We start from the raw sequence: 17,590 nt of genomic DNA, 5'->3' as shown, positions 1-17,590 counted from the left end.
AAGTGATGAAACAGTATAAAATAACGGTGTAATGATGGTTATTCGGGAGAGCGACATGAGCAAGAAAAAAACACCGCTGAAATTAGGTACATCGGTGTTTCTGATGGTTTCTGTTGTGCTTGGCGCCGTACTGTTGGTAGTGTATTCCTTATTATTTTTTCGTATCAATCAATTATCAGAAGATCATCTGCGGGAAAAAGCCTTCTCGATTGCCCGAACACTTGCCTCGTCTCCTGCGGTCATTAATGAATTGAATGGGATTGGTGATCCAGAAACGGTACAAAGGGAGGCGGAAATGGTTCGGCGTCGTAACCAGTTGCTCTTTGTGACCGTCACCGATATGAATACTGTCCGCCATAGTCACCCGGAGCCTCAAAGAATTGGTGAATATTTTGCAGGCCGTGACATTTATCCCGCGCTGCTTGGGATGGAGCACTCCTCAATCAATCGCGGTACGCTTGATCCGGCATTAAGGGTTTTTGCACCGGTTTTTGATAGCAATAATCGACAGGTTGGCGTGATCGCGTTGGGTATTGCGCTGACCAGCGTGCAAAAAGTCATCAGCGAAAACCGTTGGATGATCCCCTGGGCCATCCTTGCCGGGGCGCTGGTTGGTTGGTTGGGGACCTTGATGTTGGTGAAAGTGCTCAAACGAATTATGCTGGGTTTTGAACCCTACGAAATATCCAATCTGTTTGAGCAACGTAATGCCATGCTAAAGCATATCAAGGAAGGCGTGATCGCGGTGGATGAGCAGGGGCGCATTACTGTCATTAATGATGAGGCCAGACGATTATTCCGTCAGGATAATCAGGATAATTCGGTAGAGTTCATCAGTGAGCAGTCGTTGGACCACTTGCATCTTAAACAGGTTCTGGAGAGCGGGATCCCGCTGCGGGATGAAGAAATCAACTTTAACGGACACCTGTTGCTGACCAATACCGTGCCGGTGTTTGTGAAAGGCGATATGATTGGGGCCATCGCCACATTCCGTGATAAAACGGAAATCAGTCAGTTACTGCAACGTTTGACGGGGATGTCCTACTATGCGGATGCGCTAAGAGCGCAGTCGCATGAATTTATGAATAAACTGCACGTCATATTAGGGATGCTGCATTTAAAATATTATTCTCAACTGGAAGATTATATTTTGAAAACCGCCAATAATTATCAGGCGGAAATTGGTTCGATTATCCGTAAAGTAAAATCGCCGGTGATAGCCGGTTTCTTATTGGGTAAAATTAACCGAGCGCGCGATCTTGGCATTACGTTATCCATCAGTGAAAAAAGTCTGCTGCCGGACACGGATGACGTCGATGCAACCAATGAATTGATTACTGTGCTGGGCAACCTGATTGAAAACGCCATGGACGCCATAAACGGCCAGGAAAATTGCGAAATCAGCGTCAGTTTCCATCATCAGGATGGACTTTTACATGTTACTGTCGGTGATGATGGACCTGGGATTGCGCTGGCGGATCAGGAACGTATTTATGAGCATGGTTTTTCCACCAAAGGCAGTGGACGCGGCATTGGCCTGTATCTGACCAAACAGAGTCTGGAGAAGATTGGCGGCCAAATCGATTTTGAGTCGGAACCTGAGGTATACACCCAGTTTTTCGTTATTATTCCCTACCAAGCAAGGCTGTTTGACCATGATTAATGTACTGATTGTTGATGACGATGCCATGGTTGCAGAGCTAAATAAATCTTATCTGAATCAGGTTTCTGGATTTAGCTGCTATGCGACAGTACCTACATTGCAGCAGGCGAGAAATCTTCTGATGCAAACCAACTCTGAAATCGACCTGGTGTTGCTGGATATCTATATGCAGCAGGATAACGGTCTGGATTTATTGCCGACCATCCGGGAATTCAGCGAAAAAACGGATGTGATTATTATTTCTTCTGCCAGCGACGTCTACACCATCAAAAAAGCGTTGCACTACGGCGTGGTGGATTATCTGATTAAGCCTTTTCAGTTTTCGCGTTTTGAGCAGGCATTGACGGCCTACCGCGAAGAGGCGAATTTGCTAAAACATCGCGACTTCGTTGCGCAGTCTGATATCGATCATCTAATCCGTCGTACCAGCAGCACCTCGGCCAGCGAGCGTAAGAAATTGCCGAAAGGACTGACCAGCTTAACGCTGCGTACCGTTTGCGAGTGGATTGAAGGTAATCAGGGGGCCGAGTTTTCAACGGAAATGTTGGCGAATGCCATTGGCATTTCCCGCGTGTCGTGCCGTAAATATCTGATCTATCTGGCTGAGACGGGTATTCTTGCCACCAATATTCTCTATGGTTCCACGGGCCGGCCAGTGTACCTCTACCGCCTATTGCCAGAGAAACAGGATGCGTTGCGGCAGTATTGCGAGTAAGTCTGGCACCTCTGGTGGTGGATTCTGGTAATGAAAAGCGCCCCGGCAAACTGATGCCGGGGCGCTTTTTTTCGTATGAGTAAAGGTGTATGAATCAATGTTCTATCAGAATATTACATCAACCAGCCCAGCAGCAGTGTCGCGCCAATTACCGTTGATGCGCCGCCGATACGGGTAGCGATCTGCGCGAACGGCATCAGCGACATACGGTTGGACGCTGAAAGAATCGCAACATCGCCGGTTCCGCCCAGCCCACTGTGACAGGTTGTCACGATAGAGGCTTCAATTGGATACATATTCAGGCGCGGCGCGATCAGGAAACTGACCACGGCCATCGACAATACAACCGAGCCGCAGACAATCACGTACCCGACCGAGAATACCGCAACCACGCTTTCCAATGGGATATACAGCATGCCTAACCCGATCATCAACGGCCACACCAGCGAACTGGAAACAAACTTGTAAACGCTGTGGGCGCCGGTTTCCATTATGGCGGGGATAACGCGGCCATATTTGCAGAATACGGCAATCAGAATCATCAGTACCGGTCCTGGAATTTGCACCACATGCTCAAGTAGTCCACCGACGATAAAGAAAGCACAGATCATCAGCAGACCGCCGCCCATCAAGTGGAAATCCACCGGTTTTGGCGCTTCATTGACGGCGAACATGGCGTTGTCTTCATCGCTGCGTACCAGACGGCCTTCCCCGTTCAGATCTTTACGACGCATACCGAGGCGAGACAGCACTCCTGCGCACAGAATGGCGAAGATGTTGCCGACAACGGCTGCCGGGGCAAGTTGCGCGACATAAACATCCGGGCTTTGTCCCAGAATGGCTGAATAGGCCAATGACAGAGGCAGAATGCCTTCGCCGATACCGCCGCCGATGATTGGCACAATAATGAAGAAGAAGGTGTGGTAAAAGCTGTAGCCACACAGTTTGCCGACCAGCAAGCCGGTCGTCACGGCGGTTATCGTACCGATAACCAGGGGAACGAACATGCGGATCATACCCTGAATCAGTATCTTGCGGTTCATGCCCAGAATACTGCCGACCACCAGACAGGCGATGACGAAATAGAGGAAATTCGCCTCTTTCATCAGCAGGTGTACCGTCTTCATGGTATTGTCGTTGAATAAATCAAAATAGACCATAACCGACGGCACCATCAGGCAGAGAATTGCCGGACCGCCAATATCTTTAAATACTGGAATATTTTGCCCGATATGCGCCAGTAAAAAACCCATGGTCATGATAACGGCGAAACCGCCAATCATATTTTTAGGCAGAAAACCCGCATAGGCGGAGACGGAGACAATTACGGCAATTGCAATAAAAAGGAGGATAGGGACAGATCCTATTTTCTTTTTTAAAATAGTATCCATGAATGAGGTGGATAGCGACGAATCTATGGGCATATTGTTGTCGCATAGAATATCTGTTTCGGTTTTTTTCATTGTCTTCACCCTGCTAGGACAGTACGGTACAGGAAATCCTGTGTTTATTTTTGGTAAAGTAAGAAGTCCATTTTTTTGTTTTTTATCAATAGGTAACAAAAAACATAGAATGGTATAAATTATTTCATTGCATATTTTTATTAGCGGTAATCTATCATGAGTGAATGTTAAAAATAATATGTTATTTCATGATTTGTGAAGTTATCAGCAACTCCATTTTAAGTAACTTATATTCTTTTTTCGTAATTAAATTAATTTACAGAAGGGTTAAATAGGAATATTAACGGGGAAAAAAAGAGGGGATGAATTAAAAATACCACTTTATAAAAATAAGTAAATAAGCAATTCATATATTGATGAAAATAATTTCATAACTATGTTTTTAGTTTATTTTTAGTGTGAATTATATGAATATTCCCAATAGATTGCGAATTGCAAATTTGTCGGTAACCGGTTTGGCCGTAGCTTATCGTTCCGCATAAACCTGTCTTTGTCGTCAGCTTGTTCGCGCGAGCGACGCATTTCCATTTCCACCTTTCAGATCGCCAAATGATCCCCTTACCGCAGGTGGCGGTAAGGGTTTTCTATACTCGTCATCTACCCATCAATAGTTTTTTTATGAAGCGTAGATAGTCATGCTTGCGCTTATGATAGGTCAAATCAATATCAGTTTTACTTATTATCTGGCAGGATTATCACCTATCGTTAACCTTTTTAACAAAAAATAGTGCTCATGTTTTGGACAGGCAAGTGGCTATTGCTATAGTTTTTTTAATGGTGATAATTTCTTTTTGTCGATGGTTTAGTGGTTTTTTTGCCTGGTTTGGTGGATTAAAGCGATATATAAATATTGCTTTTATTTTAAAATATGAATTTTATTTTTATCTCGGATTGGATTTGGGATTGTAAATCCCCACGGCTTATATTGACGTTCCGGCGATCTGTTGACAAATTGGGGGCGTTATTAAAGGGGGAAGCCGCGGACGGCATAAAGCGGCCTGTAGGAATCATACAATATACAGGCGGCCATATGCTTTGTGCGCGCTGTAGCAAGCCGCCTAAATTATTTTAATCATGCCCGCGGGCAACAGGGTACGGACCGAAGCACTTAAAAATACAAGTCTGACCAAATGAACACACAACATCATCTACAGTGGAGCACAAGTAATGGCAAATTCCCTGGTTAAATCAAGGGTACTGAAACTCGGCCTTGGTCTGCTGGCAATGTCTGTCGCGGCAGGTTTGCAGGCAAAAACTCTCGTCTATTGTTCTGAAGGTTCTCCTGAAGGATTCAACCCTCAACTGTTTACCTCTGGCACCACGTTTGATGCCAGTTCAATTCCTATTTATAACCGTTTGATCGAATTCAAAGACGGCACCACCGATCTTGTACCGGGTCTGGCTGAGAAATGGGAGGTTAGCGAAGATGGAAAAACCTATACCTTCTATCTGCGTAAAGGCGTGAAGTGGCAAAATAATAAAGATTTCAAACCTTCCCGTGAGTTCAATGCTGATGATGTGGTTTTCTCCTTTATGCGTCAGCAGAATGCCAATCACCCGTATCACAAAGTTTCCGGCGGCAGCTATGGATACTATCAAGGTATGGGCATGCCGGAGTTGATCAGCAAAATCGAGAAAGTGGATGATTATACCGTCCGTTTCCAACTGACACGTGCCGAAGCGCCGTTTCTGGCGGATCTCGCGATGGACTTCGCGTCGATTATGTCGGCTGAATATGGCGATAACATGCTGAAAGCCGGTACACCGGAGAAAATCGATCTCAACCCGATCGGTACGGGGCCGTTCCAGTTGCAACAGTACCAGAAAGATTCCCGTATTCTGTACAAAGCCTTTGATGGCTTCTGGGGCGCCAAGCCGGGTATTGATCGTCTGGTCTTCTCCATCACTCCGGACGCGTCCGTGCGTTACGCCAAGCTGCAAAAAAACGAATGCCAGGTGATGCCTTATCCGAATCCGGCCGATCTTGCCCGCATGAAAGATGACAAGAACATTACGTTATTGGAGAAACCGGGCCTGAACGTGGGCTATCTGGCTTATAACGTTGAGAAAAAACCGCTGGATAACGTGAAAGTGCGTCAGGCGCTGAACTATGCGGTCAACAAATCCGCCATCATTGATGCGGTTTATCAGGGGGCCGGACAGACCGCGAAAAACCTGATCCCGCCGACCATGTGGGGCTATAATGACGATATCAAGGATTACGAGTACGATCCGGAAAAAGCCAAAACCTTGCTGAAAGAAGCGGGAGTGCCGGACGGTTTCTCTATCGATCTGTGGGCGATGCCGGTACAGCGTCCTTACAACCCGAATGCCCGCCGTATGGCTGAAATGATCCAGTCAGATTGGGCGAAAATCGGTGTTAAAGCCAAGATTGTGACCTACGAGTGGGGCGAATATCTCAAGCGCGCCAAAGACGGCGAACACCAGACGGTATTGATGGGCTGGACAGGCGATAACGGGGACCCGGATAACTTCTTCGCCACGTTGTTTAGCTGTGATGCGGCGAAAAATGGATCCAACTATTCCAAATGGTGTTACAAGCCGTTTGAAGATCTGATCCTGCCGGCGCGTTCCACCTCCGATCATGAGAAACGTATCGAGTTGTACAAACAATCTCAGGTTATGATGCACGAGCAGGCGCCGGCATTGATTATCGCGCACTCCACGGTGTATGAACCGATACGTAAAAACGTCAAAGGCTACGTGATACAGCCACGCGGCGTGCATAGTTTCAACAACGTCACATTGGATTAATTCAGTCACTGATTTTCATGGACATTGAAAACCCCGACCTTGCGGTTTCTCGTCAGAGGAAGCGTGAGGCGGGGTTTCTTGCCCGTTAAATTTGCTGCCTGTTACCCACGGGCCGTCGCACGCGACGTTTAAAATCGCGCCTGGCGATTTTTTAATTGTGAGCAATGATAAGCCTGACCGCCAATGAGCAGCCGGGCATTAACAGAGAGTTTGGAATATGTTGCAGTTCATACTCCGGCGTTTGGGGCTGGTTATCCCAACGTTTATCGGTATCACCCTACTGACCTTCACTTTTGTGCACATGATACCGGGCGATCCGGTGATGATCATGGCGGGTGAACGCGGTATTTCCGCTGAGCGACATGCACAACTGTTGGCCGAAATGGGGCTGGACAAGCCGCTTTGGGAGCAATACCTCCACTATATTGGCGGCGTGTTGCAAGGCGATCTGGGGATTTCCCTCAAGAGCCGCATCCCGGTCTGGGAAGAGTTCGTTCCTCGTTTTAAAGCGACGCTGGAACTGGGCGTTTGCGCGATGATTTTTGCCGTTATCGTCGGTATCCCGGTCGGTGTGCTGGCGGCGGTAAAACGCGGTTCAATTTTCGACCACACTTCTGTCGGGCTGGCGCTGACCGGCTATTCGATGCCCATTTTCTGGTGGGGCATGATGTTGATCATGCTGGTTTCCGTTCAGCTTGACCTGACGCCCGTCTCAGGGCGGATCAGCGATACGGTTTTTCTTGATGAAAGCATGCCGCTTACCGGGTTTATGATCATCGATACCCTGTTTTGGGGCGAACCGGGCGACTTTATTGACGCCATCGAACACATGATCCTGCCTGCCGTGGTGCTGGGGACGATCCCGTTGGCGGTGATTGTGCGCATGACGCGCTCCGCCATGCTGGAAGTGCTGGGAGAAGACTACATTCGTACCGCGCGCGCCAAAGGATTAAGCCGTCTACGCGTGATAGTGGTTCACGCGCTGCGTAATGCCATGTTGCCAGTGGTGACTGTAATTGGATTGCAGGTCGGCACCCTGCTGGCTGGCGCCATATTGACGGAAACTATCTTTTCCTGGCCGGGGCTGGGCCGCTGGCTGATCGACGCCTTGCAGCGTCGGGATTATCCGGTGGTGCAAGGGGGCGTGTTGCTGGTAGCGACCATGATCATTCTGGTGAACCTGCTGGTGGATGTGCTCTACGGCGTGGTTAATCCGCGCATCCGTCATAAGAAATAAGGGGAAGGCTGAGATGACACAAGTCACTGAACCTGTTGTAAATAGTGCGCCCAAGCCAATGACCCCGGTGCAGGAGTTCTGGCACTATTTCAAACGTAACAAAGGGGCGGTGGTCGGCATGGTTTATGTCGCGCTGATGCTGATTATCGCCGTAGGCGCCAATGTACTGGCGCCGCACGCGCCCGCCGAGCAGTTCCGCGATGCCTTGCTGCATCCCCCGGTCTGGCAGGAAGGCGGAAGCTGGCGGTTTATTCTGGGTACGGATGATGTCGGGCGTGATGTCTTGTCCCGTCTGATGTACGGCGCGCGCCTGTCGCTGCTGGTGGGCTGTCTGGTGGTGTCGTTATCGCTGGTGCTGGGGGTGATTTTCGGTCTGCTGGCCGGCTATTTCGGCGGCGTGATTGATGCCATCATCATGCGTATCGTCGATATCATGCTGGCGTTGCCAAGCCTGCTGTTGGCGCTGGTGCTGGTTGCCGTATTCGGACCGTCGATTGTGAATGCATCGCTGGCGCTGACTTTTGTGGCCTTGCCGCACTATGTCCGTCTGACGCGCGCCGCGGTGCTGGTGGAGGTCAACCGCGATTATGTTACGGCTTCGCGCGTGGCGGGCGCCGGGGCGATCCGGCAGATGTTCGTCAACATTCTTCCCAATTGCCTGGCGCCTTTGATTGTCCAGGCGTCGCTTGGTTTTTCCAACGCCATTCTTGATATGGCTGCTTTGGGTTTCCTCGGTATGGGCGCACAGCCGCCAACGCCAGAGTGGGGCACCATGCTGTCCGACGTTTTGCAGTTTGCGCAAAGCGCCTGGTGGGTGGTGACATTTCCCGGCCTGGCGATTTTGCTGACGGTGTTGGCGTTTAACCTGATGGGGGACGGCTTGCGTGATGCTCTCGACCCCAAACTCAAGCAGTAACAGAGGTAGAGAGATGGCGTTACTCAACGTAGATAAACTGTCGGTTCACTTTGGTGACGAAGATCTGCCGTTCCGTGCGGTCGATCGTATCAGTTATCAGGTGGAAGAAGGACAGGTGGTCGGTATTGTCGGGGAATCCGGTTCCGGTAAATCGGTCAGTTCGCTGGCGATTATGGGACTGATCGATTACCCCGGCAAAGTGATTGCCGACAAGTTGGAATTTAATCAGCGCGATTTAAAACGAATTTCCGAGAAAGAGCGGCGTCAACTGGTCGGTTCTGAAGTAGCAATGATTTTTCAGGATCCGATGACCAGCCTGAACCCTTGTTACACCGTCGGTTTCCAGATTATGGAAGCCATTAAGGTGCATCAGGGCGGCAACCGAAAAACCCGTCGTCAGCGCGCCATCGACCTGCTGACATTGGTCGGTATCCCCGATCCAGCCTCGCGTCTGGATGTCTATCCGCATCAGCTTTCCGGCGGCATGAGCCAGCGCGTGATGATTGCTATGGCGATCGCCTGCCGGCCAAAACTGCTGATCGCCGATGAGCCGACCACCGCGCTGGACGTCACCATTCAGGCGCAGATCATTGAGTTGTTGCTGGAACTGCAACAGCGCGAAAATATGGCGCTGATCCTGATTACGCACGATCTGGCGCTGGTGGCGGAAGCGGCGCACCACATCATTGTGATGTATGCCGGTCAGGTGGTGGAATCCGGCAAAGCGGCGGATATCTTCCGCGCGCCGCGCCACCCGTATACTCAGGCGCTGCTGCGCGCGTTGCCGGAATTCGCGGCGGATAAATCGCGTCTGGCGTCATTGCCGGGCGTGGTGCCGGGTAAATATGACCGTCCGAACGGTTGTCTGTTGAATCCGCGCTGTCCCTACGCCCATGACCGTTGCCGTCAGGAAGAGCCTGAATTGCGGGATATTCCTGGCCGTCAGGTGAAATGTCATACACCGCTGGATGATGCAGGGAGGCCAACTCTATGAGCGAACTGAACGTGACATCGCAGCCGCATTTACTGCATGCGATTGATTTAAAAAAACATTATCCAGTGAAAAAAGGGCTATTCGCGCCGGAGCGTATGGTCAAGGCGCTGGATGGCGTGTCATTCACGCTGGAACGCGGCAAAACGCTGGCGGTGGTGGGCGAATCCGGTTGCGGCAAGTCCACGCTGGGACGTTTGCTGACCATGATCGAAATCCCTTCCGGCGGGGAGCTTTACTATCAGGGACAGGATCTGCTCAAGCCGGATCAAACGGCGGAAAAGTTGCGCCGCCAGAAGATCCAGATCGTGTTTCAGAATCCTTACGGATCGCTCAATCCGCGCAAGAAGGTCGGCCAGATCCTGGAAGAGCCGCTACTGATCAATACCCAATTGTCAAAAGCCGAACGCCGTGAAAAGGCGCTGGCGATGATGGCGAAGGTTGGGTTGAAAACCGAGCATTACGACCGTTATCCGCACATGTTTTCCGGCGGTCAGCGGCAGCGTATCGCCATTGCCCGCGGGTTGATGCTGGACCCGGATGTGGTGATTGCCGATGAACCGGTTTCCGCGTTGGATGTATCGGTACGCGCTCAGGTTTTAAACCTGATGATGGATTTACAGCAGGATATGGGGCTGTCCTACGTGTTCATCTCTCATGATCTGTCGGTGGTGGAGCATATCGCCGATGAAGTGATGGTGATGTATCTGGGGCGTTGTGTCGAGCAGGGCAGTAAAGACGCGATCTTCAATAACCCACGTCACCCGTATACGCAGGCGCTGCTGTCGGCCACCCCACGGTTGAACCCGGATTTACGCCGCGAGCGCATCAAGCTGACTGGTGAATTGCCCAGCCCGCTGAATCCACCGCCGGGCTGTGCGTTTAACGCCCGCTGCCCGCGCTGTTTCAGCACCTGCACGCAGTTCCAGCCGCAGTTGAAACGTTACGGCGAACAAAAAGTCGCGTGTTTTGCGGTCGATCAGGATGAACAAGACGCCTCATCCGTTCATGCCAACTGATAGGTTGTCTCTGACCCACGCTTTCTCAATGGGGCGTGGGTTTTCTGTTTTTGTTTTCAACGTGCCGCCACGCTAGTCACGATCAATCGCGAATGGTGACCATGCCTGACGCACCGGCATAACCTCTATCCGGTTGATATTCATATGATCGGGCAGCGTCGCCACGGTATAGATTTGCGCGGCGATGTCTTCGGCGGTCAGTGGGGTGGTGCCGCGGTACAGGTTATCGGATGCGGCTTGATCGCCTTTGGTTCTCACCAGCGTAAATTCGGTTTCGGCGATGCCGGGCGCCAGATCGGTGACCCTTACGCCGGTTCCTTGCAGGTCACAGCGCAGGTTATAGCTGAACTGTTTGACGAACGCTTTTGAGGCGCCGTAGACATGGCTGCCCGGATACGGCCACTGTCCGGCGATTGAACCGATATTGATGATGCTGGCGCCTTTGCCGGTGGCGATCAGCGTCGGTAATAAGGCATGGGTAACATTCACCAGTCCGGTGATATTGGTGTCGATCATGGTGTGCCAGTCGGCTAATTCAACCTGTTGAGCCGGCTGGGGGGATAACGCGAGTCCGGCATTGTTCACCAGCGTTTTGACCGCCCTGAATGCTTCAGGCAGGGTTGCCACCATGTCCCGCACGGCCTGCGCGTCACGCACGTCCAATACGGAATAGTGAACGGGGACATGCGCCGAAAGCTCATCCGACAGCGCTTTCAATCGCGCGTCACGCCGACCAGAGAGGATCAGCGACCAGCCATTGGCGGCAAAGTGCCGTGCCGCCGCGTGGCCGAAACCGGACGTCGCCCCGGTGATAAATACAATATTCCCCATGAAAACATCCTCTTTTGAGCGTGATAAACGGTTTCCAACTTTACGAAGGGATATTTGTCCGCGACAGGGCCAGTTGCGCGTAATGGACGGGACAAAGCAGGCGCTGGCGCAACTGGCACATGGTTATTCGCCATCTGGCTCTATCCCCGTTGTCTTTTTTGTCTCTAGTCTGATTTTCACTACATTGATAAGGGTATGTATGGCGTCACTCTGCATTTGTCGGCTGTTGCAGCCCCAGTGTGCGCGATATGCCGATGAAACGCTGAGGATGGAAAGATGGCATCGAAGAATGAAGCTGAATTGTCTAATGATTATGTCCGTCAGTTGGACAGACAGTATGTTTTTCACTCCTGGTCGACCCAGGGCGCATTGAATCCGTTGGTGGTTGCCGGTGGAGAAGGATGTCGGCTTTGGGATTATGACGGGAAATCCTGGCTGGATTTCAGCAGCCAGTTGGTTAACACCAATATCGGTTTTCGTCACCCGAAAGTGGTTGCGGCGATCAAGGCGCAGGCGGATTTACTGGCGACCATTGCGCCGGCAACCGCTAATCTGGCACGCGGCGAGGCGGCCAAACGTATCGTGGCGCGTGCGCCCGAAAAATTCAACAAGGTGTTTTTCACCAATGCGGGCGCGGATGCCAATGAAAATGCCATCCGCATGGCGCGGCTGTTTACCGGCAAAGCGAAGATCCTGTCCGGCTACCGCTCCTACCACGGGAATACCGGCAGTGCGATCGGCGCCACCGGCGACTGGCGGCGGTTGCCCAATGAATATTCCCGCGGTCATCTGCATTTCTTCACCCCTTATCTGTACCGCAGCGAGTTTCTGGCAACCACTGAGGCCGAAGAGTGTCGGGCGGCATTACACCATCTGCGTCGCATCATCGAGTGCGAGGGGCCGAATACCATTGCCGCGATCCTGCTGGAAACCATTCCGGGCACGGCTGGTATCCTGGTGCCGCCGACAGGCTATCTGGCTGGCGTGCAGGCGTTGGCTAACGAGTTTGGCATTATGTTGATTATGGATGAAGTCATGGCCGGTTTTGGTCGCACCGGTTCCTGGTTCGCTTTTGAACATTATGGCGTTGAACCGGATCTCATCACGTTCGCCAAAGGAGTGAACTCAGGCTATGTGCCGGCAGGCGGCGTCCTGATTTCCGAACCTATCGCCCATTACTTCGATACGCACATGTTCCCCGGCGGTCTGACCTATTCCGGGCATCCTCTGGCGATGGCCGCCATCGTCGCGACGCTGGATGCGATGGAAGAGGAAAAAATCGTCGACAATGCCGCCCGGATTGGCAATGGCGTTGTGGCGGATGGCTTACAGAAGATGGGGGAAAAATATCGGATTGTCGGCGATGTGCGTGGTCTTGGCGTGTTCCATGCGCTGGAACTGGTTGCCGACCCGGTGAATAAAACCCCGCTGCCCGCGTCGGTGATGGGAGAAATAAAAACCCAGTTGCTGGCGAAAGGATTGCTGGGCTTTATCGCGGAAAACCGCCTGCATGTGGTTCCGCCTTGTATCGTGACCGCGGATGAAGCGCATCAAGGGCTGGCGATCATTGATGATGTGTTGAGTGAGATTAACGGCAGATTTGTCTAATCTCGTCGGCTGTGCTCCCGGTGGTTTTGTGTCCGGGAGGGGTGTCGACCGCGGTATTTTCTACCCGATTTATCCGCAAGACGGGGCAAGAGGCGATTTTTCCTCTGGCGCAAAAGCCCCGTCCGTCAATCGTCGGCAGGTCAAGGCATCGCGCCGATTGAACGCGCCTTGTCGGGGGGCAATATAGCGATACCGTGATCCTCACGCCTCAAATCTCACCCAACCTGCATCCGAGGCAAAACGCGCCCGGTAAAATCCAAATATACGTTTTTTGTATACATATTGCTCCAAATGGAGGCAATTGCGCGGCGATTTGCACCAAATGTGCTGATACGTGCCGCAATGTCGGAGTGAAAGCCCGTGCTATTCGTAAGGTCGGGCGAAATAGAAACGTTGGCATGGAAATGGCATCAGTCAGTTCAGAAACCTAACCAGATAGTCAGAAATAAAATAGTCGGAAACCAAATAGTCAGAAACCGCCATCAGGGGAGACCGGTATGAGCCAACTCATATATGCAGATGAGCCTTCTCTCATCACGACGACAGTAGCCCCGGCAACCGCCAGACCAGCAATCGTTGTACGTGACGCCAATGTTATCTATCCCGCCGCCGATCAGCCGGTACACGCGCTGAAAGATGTGAATCTGACTATCCGTCAGGGAGAGTTCGTGTCTTTTATCGGTCCGTCCGGCTGTGGCAAAACGACATTGCTGCGAGTGATTGCCGATCTGGAATCAATTACCTCAGGCGAGGTTTGGGTCAATGACATGACGCCATCGCAAGCCCGTCAGGAACGCGCTTACGGCTATGTGTTTCAGGCGCCGGTGTTGCTACCGTGGCGTACCGTGCTGGCTAACGTCATGCTGCCGTTACAGATCCAGGGCATGATGCCTGCCCGCATTGAAGAGATTGCCCGCGAGCAGCTATCACGCGTCGGGCTGAGCGGCTTTGAGAAAAAGTATCCGTGGCAACTGTCGGGCGGTATGCAGCAACGGGCCTCCATCGCCAGGGCGCTGGGTTTCGAACCGAAAATTCTGATGATGGACGAGCCTTTCGGCGCGCTGGACGAGTTGACCCGCGATAACCTGAATCAGCAATTGCAGCAACTTTGGTATCACGAGCAGCGCACGATGGTGTTTGTGACGCACTCCATTGCCGAAGCGGTTTATCTATCCACCCGCATCGTCATTATGTCGCCGCGCCCCGGTCGCATCATCAAGGTCATCGATTCGCCGTTACCGCGCCAGCGGGATTTATCCCTGCGTGACTCACCGGCGTTTATTCGTCTGGCGCAAGCTGTGCGTGAAGCGCTGATCGAGGGACACCATGAACAGTAATGCTTTACGTTACCGGGCCTTGCCCGTTGGCGTGGTGATCGCCATCGCGTTGGCGTGCTGGTATCTGCTGGCGATCGGGCTGAATGCGCAGGGCGCGATTGAGCGCACGCTGGCCCCAGCGGGTGACTGGAATTGGCGCGATCTGCTTCATTCCACGCTGAACATGACGCGTCCGGTACTGCCGACGCCGCACCAGATACTGACGGATATCTGGACTAGCCTGACCAAATGGCCGGTCACGTCTCCCCGTAATCTGCTATTGCACGCCTGGGTAACGGCCAGCGCCGCCTTGACGGGGTTTGCGATGGGGGTGGTGTTTGGTCTGCTGCTGGCGATTTTTATTGTGCACTCCCGCACACTGGACAAAGCCTTGTTGCCGTGGATTGTGGCGTCGCAAACGGTGCCGGTGCTGGCTATCGCGCCGATTGTACTGGTGATCCTGGGCAGCCTGGGGATTACCGGCTTGCTGCCGAAGGCCGCCATTGCCATGTACCTCTGTTTCTTTCCGGTGACGATTGCTACCGTACAAGGATTGCGTTCGCCGCAGAAACTGGAAATGGAGTTGGTGCATACCTACGCCGCCAGCCGTATTGATACTTTCTGGATGGTGAGGCTGCCGTCCGCGTTGCCTTATTTATTTCCAGCATTTCGGGTGGCGATTGCCAGCGGACTGGTTGGCACGATGGTGGCGGAACTGCCGACAGGCGCGCAGGCGGGATTGGGCGCGCGACTACTGACCGGATCTTACTACGGCAACACCATTCAGATCTGGTCTGCTCTGGTGATGGCGTCGGTGCTGGGGCTGCTCCTGACCGCGTTGGTCAGCCTGACGGAATATGTCGTAATGAAACGCCGTAAAGGGGGGCAGTGATGCGTAAATTCGTTCCCGGCGGTATTGGCCTGGTCGCGGCATTGCTCACCTCGTTGCTGGGGCTGGGTCAGGCGCTGCCCGATATATTCACCGGCGCTGACAACGCGGTGACGGCGATTTTACTGTTGCTGCTGTGTACGACGCTGGTGGCGATGTTGCCGTTATTGTCAGCGTGGTATCTGACCTTGCTGATGATCCTGATTGCGACGGCGGCCGGGCTGCTACTGCTTCCTGACGTGATGGCGCGGATCGATGCGTCGTACTGGTTGGCTATTTTGGCTTTGGGGCTATTGGCGTGCCATAGCGTACAGCGTCTGGCGACGTTCAACAGCCGTAAATTGCCTGCCGGCGTGGTGGCGACCCTGTTTGGCGTATGGGTGATCTATTTCTGGCAATTGCTGGTGACGGCCTTTGCCGTCCCTCAGGTGCTGCTGCCCGCGCCGTGGGATATCGTTCAGGCGCTGTACGAAAACCGGGGGCCGTTGGGCGGCGATTTTGTGCAAACGGTACTGAAGTCGGTGCTGGTGGGCTATCTGCTGGGCAGCGGTATGGGCATTGCGGTGGGGATTCTGATTGACCGGCTGCCTTTCCTGCAACGCGGGCTGCTGCCGCTGGCTAACCTGACGAGCACCATTCCGCTGGTGGGCGTCGCGCCGATTGCGGTGATGTGGTTTGGTTTCGACTGGCCTTCCAAAGCGGCGGTGATTGTGCTGGTGACGTTTTTCCCCGCTCTGGTCAGTACGTTGGCGGGCTTGCAGGCCAGCGGCAAGCTGGAACGTGAACTGATGTATTGCTATGCGGCCACGCCGCGCAAAACGCTGTGGGTATTGCGACTCCCGGCAGCGCTGCCGTTTATTTTCAATGCATTGAAAGTTAATTCCACGTTGGCGCTTATCAGCGCTATCGTCGCCGAGTTTTTTGGCTCTCCAACCTCCGGGCTGGGCTTTCGTATTTCGACGGAAGCGGCGCGTATGCATATGTCCACGGTATGGGCGGCGATCGTGGTGGCCTCCGTGGTTGGATCGGTGTTTTATGCGCTGCTGGTGCGATTGGAGAAAAAAGTGAATTTCTGGCACCCCTCGGTACGCGGGGAGTCGTAGTCCGTTTGTCGTTGTGTGTTCCACTTTACCTTGAGGATACTCAGATGAAAGATCGTTCCGCGTTCCGCAAATGCCTTATCGTGGCCGCCACAACGCTGGCGTTTTCCTTTACCAGCGGCGCCTGGGCCGCCGAGAAAATCACCTTGCAACTGAAATGGTTGCCTCAGGCGCAGTTTGCGGGCTATTACGTCGCGCAGGCCAAGGGCTACTACAAGGATGCCGGGCTGGATGTGACCATCAGGCCCGGCGGCACCGACATTTCGCCGGTGCAGGTGATCGCCGGGAAATCGGCGGATGTGATCGTCAACTGGATGCCGGATGCGTTGGCGGCGCGGGAATCCGGGGTGCCGCTGGTGAATATCGCCCAGATATTCGACCGTTCCGGCATGATGCTGACCTGCCGTAAATCCACCGGCATTAAAACGCCGGCGGATTTTAAAGGAAAAACGCTGGGCGTCTGGTTTGGCGGGAACGAGTATCCCTTCTTCAACTGGATGCATAAACTGGGCTACAAGCCGGATACGGATATCAAAGTACTGAAGCAGGGTTTTAACGTGGATCCGCTATTACAGAATCAGGCGGCCTGTATTTCGACCATGAACTACAACGAGTACTGGCAGTTGATCGACGCGGGTATGAAACAGGACGAACTGATTTCCTTCCCCTATGAGGATCAGGGCGTATCGACGCTGGAAGATGGTTTGTATGTGCTGGAATCAAGCCTGAATGATCCGGCATTTGTGGCGAAAATGGCGAAGTTCCTGCAAGCGACCTATAAAGGCTGGAATGAGGCGGTAAAAAATCCAGCCGAGGCCGCCGAGATTGTGGTGAATGAAGATATGTCCGGCTCTGCCACGCAGGAAGTCCAACAACGGCAGATGGAAAATGTCGCCAGGCTGATAACCAACGCCAACACGCCGAAAATCGGTTACCTCGATCCTGCGGCTTACCGTCGCACCGTGGGGGTATTGCTGAACGGCGGCGACGCATCGGTAATCAAAAAAGATCCCGGCGACAGCGCCATGACCCATGTCGTCTGGGAAGCGGCGGCGAAATAATCACGT

The 17,590-nt window shown here is 52.7% G+C and carries 14 protein-coding genes; 12 read left to right on the top strand and 2 right to left on the bottom strand.

The annotated features are described in order from the left end of the window. Positions 1-55: 55 nt before the first annotated feature. On the top strand, positions 56-1,663 hold the full coding sequence (locus tag NC856_RS08865; protein ID WP_264090069.1) for a sensor histidine kinase: 1,608 nt from the start codon (positions 56-58) through the stop codon (positions 1,661-1,663). Then, positions 1,656-2,378, top strand: a complete 723-nt coding sequence (dcuR, locus tag NC856_RS08860; RefSeq protein ID WP_264090068.1) for a two-component system response regulator DcuR — start codon at positions 1,656-1,658, stop codon at positions 2,376-2,378. Before NC856_RS08865 ends, dcuR begins: the two co-directional genes overlap by 8 nt. Positions 2,379-2,491: 113 nt before the next feature. On the opposite strand, the gene NC856_RS08855 is transcribed toward dcuR, so the two are convergent. After that, positions 2,492-3,841: a 2-hydroxycarboxylate transporter family protein gene (locus tag NC856_RS08855; protein WP_264090067.1), complete on the bottom strand. Its 1,350-nt coding sequence runs from the start codon at positions 3,839-3,841 to the stop codon at positions 2,492-2,494. 1,167 nt (positions 3,842-5,008) lie between these two features. On the opposite strand from NC856_RS08855, the gene dppA reads away from it, so the two are divergent. The 5 genes from dppA (at position 5,009) to dppF (ending at position 10,779) form a co-directional block, all read left to right on the top strand. Beyond that, on the top strand, positions 5,009-6,616 hold the full coding sequence (dppA, locus tag NC856_RS08850; protein ID WP_264090066.1) for a dipeptide ABC transporter periplasmic-binding protein DppA: 1,608 nt from the start codon (positions 5,009-5,011) through the stop codon (positions 6,614-6,616). Positions 6,617-6,833: 217 nt separating this feature from the next. Then, complete coding sequence (dppB, locus tag NC856_RS08845) at positions 6,834-7,853, top strand: dipeptide ABC transporter permease DppB (RefSeq protein WP_264090065.1); 1,020 nt, start codon at positions 6,834-6,836, stop codon at positions 7,851-7,853. A 13-nt stretch (positions 7,854-7,866) separates the two neighbouring features. Further along, on the top strand, positions 7,867-8,769 hold the full coding sequence (gene dppC, locus NC856_RS08840) for a dipeptide ABC transporter permease DppC (RefSeq protein WP_264090064.1): 903 nt from the start codon (positions 7,867-7,869) through the stop codon (positions 8,767-8,769). 13 nt (positions 8,770-8,782) lie between these two features. Then, positions 8,783-9,763, top strand: a complete 981-nt coding sequence (gene dppD / locus NC856_RS08835; protein ID WP_264090063.1) for a dipeptide ABC transporter ATP-binding protein — start codon at positions 8,783-8,785, stop codon at positions 9,761-9,763. Beyond that, positions 9,760-10,779, top strand: a complete 1,020-nt coding sequence (dppF, locus tag NC856_RS08830) for a dipeptide ABC transporter ATP-binding subunit DppF (RefSeq protein WP_264090062.1) — start codon at positions 9,760-9,762, stop codon at positions 10,777-10,779. The genes dppD and dppF overlap by 4 nt, the downstream gene beginning before the upstream one ends. A 72-nt stretch (positions 10,780-10,851) precedes the next feature. Here the strand turns inward: dppF and NC856_RS08825 are convergent, their stop codons facing one another. Further along, complete coding sequence (locus NC856_RS08825) at positions 10,852-11,610, bottom strand: SDR family NAD(P)-dependent oxidoreductase (RefSeq protein ID WP_264090061.1); 759 nt, start codon at positions 11,608-11,610, stop codon at positions 10,852-10,854. A gap of 276 nt (positions 11,611-11,886) precedes the next feature. On the opposite strand from NC856_RS08825, the gene NC856_RS08820 reads away from it, so the two are divergent. The 5 genes from NC856_RS08820 to NC856_RS08800 all read left to right on the top strand — a co-directional run bounded on the left by NC856_RS08820 (position 11,887) and on the right by NC856_RS08800 (position 17,584). Continuing rightward, positions 11,887-13,218: an aspartate aminotransferase family protein gene (locus NC856_RS08820; RefSeq protein ID WP_264090060.1), complete on the top strand. Its 1,332-nt coding sequence runs from the start codon at positions 11,887-11,889 to the stop codon at positions 13,216-13,218. A 497-nt stretch (positions 13,219-13,715) separates the two neighbouring features. Continuing rightward, a complete protein-coding gene (locus NC856_RS08815; RefSeq protein ID WP_264090059.1) occupies positions 13,716-14,555 on the top strand; it encodes an ABC transporter ATP-binding protein in 840 nt (279 codons plus the stop codon). Further along, positions 14,545-15,426, top strand: a complete 882-nt coding sequence (locus tag NC856_RS08810) for an ABC transporter permease (protein ID WP_264090058.1) — start codon at positions 14,545-14,547, stop codon at positions 15,424-15,426. The genes NC856_RS08815 and NC856_RS08810 overlap by 11 nt, the downstream gene beginning before the upstream one ends. Then, positions 15,426-16,526 carry an ABC transporter permease gene (locus NC856_RS08805; RefSeq protein WP_264090057.1) on the top strand — a complete coding sequence of 367 codons (1,101 nt, stop codon included), beginning with the start codon at positions 15,426-15,428 and terminating at the stop codon, positions 16,524-16,526. Before NC856_RS08810 ends, NC856_RS08805 begins: the two co-directional genes overlap by 1 nt. A gap of 44 nt (positions 16,527-16,570) precedes the next feature. After that, positions 16,571-17,584, top strand: coding sequence for an ABC transporter substrate-binding protein (locus tag NC856_RS08800; RefSeq protein WP_264090055.1), 1,014 nt, complete (start codon positions 16,571-16,573; stop codon positions 17,582-17,584). The last annotated feature ends 6 nt before the right edge of the window (positions 17,585-17,590 follow it).

Source organism: Brenneria izbisi (genome assembly GCF_025840185.1).
GTDB lineage: Bacteria > Pseudomonadota > Gammaproteobacteria > Enterobacterales > Enterobacteriaceae > Brenneria > Brenneria izbisi.
The sequence above is the reverse complement of the archived record's forward strand: the minus strand, read 5'-3'. Positions and strand labels throughout refer to the sequence as shown.

Bases quoted from the DNA above. Each gene is read 5' to 3' on its own strand.
- NC856_RS08825 (WP_264090061.1), bottom strand. From the start codon at position 11,610: ATGGGGAATATTGTATTTATCACCGGGGCGACGTCCGGTTTCGGCCAC.
- dppF (WP_264090062.1), top strand. From the start codon at position 9,760: ATGAGCGAACTGAACGTGACATCGCAGCCGCATTTACTGCATGCGATT.
- dppD (WP_264090063.1), top strand. From the start codon at position 8,783: ATGGCGTTACTCAACGTAGATAAACTGTCGGTTCACTTTGGTGACGAA.
- NC856_RS08855 (WP_264090067.1), bottom strand. From the start codon at position 3,841: ATGAAAAAAACCGAAACAGATATTCTATGCGACAACAATATGCCCATA.
- NC856_RS08815 (WP_264090059.1), top strand. From the start codon at position 13,716: ATGAGCCAACTCATATATGCAGATGAGCCTTCTCTCATCACGACGACA.
- NC856_RS08800 (WP_264090055.1), top strand. From the start codon at position 16,571: ATGAAAGATCGTTCCGCGTTCCGCAAATGCCTTATCGTGGCCGCCACA.
- NC856_RS08865 (WP_264090069.1), top strand. From the start codon at position 56: ATGAGCAAGAAAAAAACACCGCTGAAATTAGGTACATCGGTGTTTCTG.
- dppA (WP_264090066.1), top strand. From the start codon at position 5,009: ATGGCAAATTCCCTGGTTAAATCAAGGGTACTGAAACTCGGCCTTGGT.
- dppC (WP_264090064.1), top strand. From the start codon at position 7,867: ATGACACAAGTCACTGAACCTGTTGTAAATAGTGCGCCCAAGCCAATG.
- NC856_RS08805 (WP_264090057.1), top strand. From the start codon at position 15,426: ATGCGTAAATTCGTTCCCGGCGGTATTGGCCTGGTCGCGGCATTGCTC.
- NC856_RS08810 (WP_264090058.1), top strand. From the start codon at position 14,545: ATGAACAGTAATGCTTTACGTTACCGGGCCTTGCCCGTTGGCGTGGTG.
- dppB (WP_264090065.1), top strand. From the start codon at position 6,834: ATGTTGCAGTTCATACTCCGGCGTTTGGGGCTGGTTATCCCAACGTTT.
- dcuR (WP_264090068.1), top strand. From the start codon at position 1,656: ATGATTAATGTACTGATTGTTGATGACGATGCCATGGTTGCAGAGCTA.
- NC856_RS08820 (WP_264090060.1), top strand. From the start codon at position 11,887: ATGGCATCGAAGAATGAAGCTGAATTGTCTAATGATTATGTCCGTCAG.